This is a genomic window from Halorubrum sp. AJ67, from assembly GCF_000513435.1.
This window is the reverse complement of sequence record NZ_CBVY010000014.1, coordinates 55,815-59,385: the sequence shown is the minus strand read 5'-3', so window position 1 is coordinate 59,385 and position 3,571 is coordinate 55,815. Positions and strand designations below refer to the sequence as shown.

The window sequence follows — 3,571 nt, the reverse complement described above, 5'->3', positions numbered from 1 at the left end:
GACCGCGCAGTCGCAGTCGCGGCCGTACGTGGCCGAGTCGTACGCGGCGGCGGACGGCGGGGACGCGTCCGGCGGCGCTTCGACCGCGGTCGAGACGGGCGACGTGAGCGTGAGCGTCTCCGTGAACGTCGTGTACGAAGCGGTTCCGGCCTGAGAACGCGGCTATCGGTCTCTTTCGCCCGTGACGGCGCGAGGAGCGTTTCGACCGGTTACTCCCCGTCGCGGGTGGGGAGGTCCGGCTCGTAGCCGACCGCGTCGACGGCCAGATCGAGGACGGCCTCGACGTTCTCGTCCTCGGTGACGCTCATCGTCGCGTCGACGGACTCGGCTCTGACCGCCTCGAAGCGGTCGTGTTTGTTCGCCACCGTGAGCAGCGGCACGTCCGCGCCGAACAGTTCGCGGACTTCCTCGCGGAGTTCGAGCTGGACGTCGAGCGGGTAGCCGCAGTCGCCGGAGGGATCGAGCACGAAGACGACCGCGTCCGCGAGGTGTTCTAAGGCGCTGACCGCCTGCCGCTCGATGTCGTTGCGCTCCTCTTCCGGCCGGTCGAGCAGCCCGGGCGTGTCGACGATCTGGTACCGGACGTGGTTCCGCTCGAAGTGACCGATCTGGACGCCCTTCGTGGTGAACGGGTACTCCGCGATCTGGTTCGACGCGCGGGTGACGCGGTTGACGAACGAGGACTTCCCGACGTTCGGGTAGCCGGCGACGACGATGGCCGGCTCGTCGGGACGGATGTCCGGGAGCACCTTCAGCTGATCGCGCGAGTCGCCGATGTACCGCAGATCGTCTTCGATCTGGTCCATCACGTCCGCCATGCGGGCGAACGCCTGCTTGCGGTGTTTCCGCGCGGTGTCGACGTCGGAGTTGCGGATCTTCGTCGTGTACTCGTCGCGGAGGTCCTCGATCTGGCGGCTGGCCCACATCACCTGCGAGAGCGCCTGTCGGAGGCGGTCGACGTCGACGATGGCGTCGGCCAGCTCGTAGTAGAACGGGTCGACGTCGAAGCCGAAGTCGGGCCACGAGGTGACGACGTTCTCCAGGTTGTCCGAGAGCACGTTGCCGGCGGTCCGCAGCATCGACTCCTGCGCCTCGTGGCCGCGCTTCGCGCGTCCGGCCCGAGCAGCCCGCGAGAACGCCTTGTCGACGAGTTCCTCCGCGCGCGGAGTCGTCGGGAGGCCCTCAAATATCATGTTACCCCGGCTTCGCCGCCGACGCGTATAAGACCGTCCGTTCGCGGACCGCCGCGACACGGCGGCACACGGTTAGACGCGGGAGGTGCTGGGGGAAACGCTTCCCTTCACCGCCGCCCGCCGAGAACAAGATGAATGATTATTATATTATTCGCGCATATTTCGAGACGTTCTTATGCTTCAAAGGAATAATTGCGGTCATGCCACGCTCGTTCACGCCCACGGCGTACGAGGACCTCGACCCGGACCGCCGCCCGAGCCTCGCGGCGGCGCTGGTCCCGGTCCTCGCCATCGTGGCGTTCCTCGGTATCGGCTCGGCCGTCCTCGGTCTCGACCCGCACCCACCGCTCCTCTGGAGTATCGCCTTCGTCGGCGCGTTCGGGCTGTGGCTCGGCTACGACTGGGACGACCTGTTCGACGGGGTCGCGAACGGACTCGTGATGGGTCTGCAGGCGATCCTCATCATCTTCACCATCTACGGGCTGATCGCGACGTGGGTCAGCGCCGGCACGATCCCCAGCCTGATGTACTACGGGCTGGAGATACTCTCGCCGACGACCTTCCTCCCGGCGGCCGCCGTCCTCGCCGCCGTCGTCGCGTTCGCCATCGGCTCCTCGTGGACGACGGTCGGGACGCTCGGCGTCACCTTCGTCGGCATCGGCGCGGGGCTCGGCGTCCCCGCCCCGATGACGGTCGGGGCCGTCCTCTCGGGCGCGTACGCCGGCGACAAGCAGTCGCCGCTCTCCGACACGACGAACCTCGCCGCCGGCGTCACTAACACCGACCTGTACGCACACATCCGCCGGATGCGGACCGGCACCGCGATCGCCTTCGGGCTCGCCGTGATCGCGTTCGCCGCTGTCGGACTCCGGGTTAGCGGCTCCATCCCGGCGGGACGGATCGCCGAGATTCAGGGCGGTCTCACCGAGACGTACGCGATCACCGTCCTCGCCTTCGTCCCGCTCGTCGTCACCTTCGGCTTGGCGCTGCGCGGGTACGCCGCGCTCCCGACCCTCGTCGCGGGCGTGTTCGCCGGTGCGTTCACGACGATCCTCCTTCAGGGGGCCGGCTTCGTCGCCGCGTGGGAGACGTTCATGTACGGCACCGCGCCCGAGTCGGCCTCGAACACGGTGAACGAACTCCTCGCGACCGACGGACTCACCGGATCCGCGTGGACGATCACGGTCGTCGTCGCCGCACTCTCGCTCGGCGGCATCTTAGAGCGCACGGGCGTTCTCGCGGTGATTGCCCACGCGTTCACCTCGGCCGTGCGGAGTCCGGGCGCGCTCATCGCCGGAACCGGCATCTCCGCCATCCTCATCAACGCGCTCACCGCCCAGCAGTACATGAGCATCGTTCTGCCGGGCGTCACGCTCCGGAACACCTACGACGAGTTCGGGATGGACTCCGACCAGCTCTCCCGCGCGGTCGAGGCCGCTGGGACCCCGACCGGCGCGCTGATCCCGTATCACGCGGGAGCCGTCTTCATGGCGAGCGCCACCGGCGTGCCGACGCTGGAGTACGCGCCGTACTACCTGTTCGCGTTCTTCTCGCCGGTCGTGCTGTTCGTCATGGCCCTGACCGGCTACACCATCGACGTGAACCCGGTCTCGGCCGACGACCCCGGTAAGACGCCGACCGCGACCCCCGGCAGCGACGACTGACGCTCGCTCTTCCGCTCCGAGGTTCGGACCGGGTCGGACATCTCCTTCCGATCGCGGAACCACTCGCTCCTTTCCGATCCCGGAACCCCCTGCCTCCACCCGATCCCGGAACCGACCGCCTCGACCGGATCGGTTATGCCTCGCGCGGGATCGATCCGGTCTATGTCCGACCGGTGGCTGTACGCTTGGGGGCTCGCGTCGGTCGCGTTCGGCGTTGCCGGCGCGCTCGCCGGCCTGACTCGCACCCGCTCGCGATCCGGCGTTCGACACGTTTACGCGCCCGCCGAGCCGTCCGTCTCACATGAGTCTGGAGGTCGCCGTCGCCGCCCCGTTCAAGGCCGAAGCCCAAGACCGGCTCGGGCAGGGGGAGTTCGTCGTCGCGCTGTCGCTGGAGCGGGAGTGGTTCTCGCCCGATCAGGCGAAGCGGCTCGTCGACGTCGCGCTCGGGCGCGGCCTCCTCGCGTCCGAGGACGGCGACCTGGTCCCGCAGTTCGACCCCGCGGAGGTGACCCTCCCGGAGGGGTTCGCCCCTGACGAGTCGATTCTCCGCGAGCAGTCCACCTTCGAGAGCGCGCTCGACGCGGTCGTCGCGACCGGCGTCGAGAAGCAGCGCGCGGTCGCCGCGATCAACGAGCGACAGCGCGCGCTGGCGATCACCATCGAGGCCGCCGCGGTCCTCTACGCCCGAGAGCAGGGGGCCGCGGTCGACCGCCT

The 3,571-nt window shown here is 68.8% G+C and carries 2 protein-coding genes and 1 pseudogene; 2 read left to right on the top strand and 1 reads right to left on the bottom strand.

Going from position 1 to position 3,571, the window contains the following annotated elements; genetic code table 11:
* Positions 1–154: pseudogene (locus BN903_RS15985) on the top strand (SIMPL domain-containing protein); the annotation flags it as partial.
* A gap of 55 nt (positions 155–209) precedes the next feature.
* Here BN903_RS15985 and BN903_RS11385 read toward each other — a convergent pair.
* Positions 210–1,193, bottom strand: a complete 984-nt coding sequence (locus tag BN903_RS11385; protein ID WP_048077837.1) for a GTPase — start codon at positions 1,191–1,193, stop codon at positions 210–212.
* Between the two features lie 200 nt (positions 1,194–1,393).
* On the opposite strand from BN903_RS11385, the gene BN903_RS11380 reads away from it, so the two are divergent.
* Entirely contained in the window at positions 1,394–2,857 is a 1,464-nt protein-coding gene (locus BN903_RS11380) for a Na+/H+ antiporter NhaC family protein (protein WP_048077836.1), read from the top strand.
* The last annotated feature ends 714 nt before the right edge of the window (positions 2,858–3,571 follow it).

What these genes read in the sequence shown, in the direction of transcription:
- BN903_RS11380 (WP_048077836.1), top strand. Translation starts at nt 1,394, where the DNA reads ATGCCACGCTCGTTCACGCCCACGGCGTACGAGGACCTCGACCCGGAC.
- BN903_RS11385 (WP_048077837.1), bottom strand. Translation starts at nt 1,193, where the DNA reads ATGATATTTGAGGGCCTCCCGACGACTCCGCGCGCGGAGGAACTCGTC.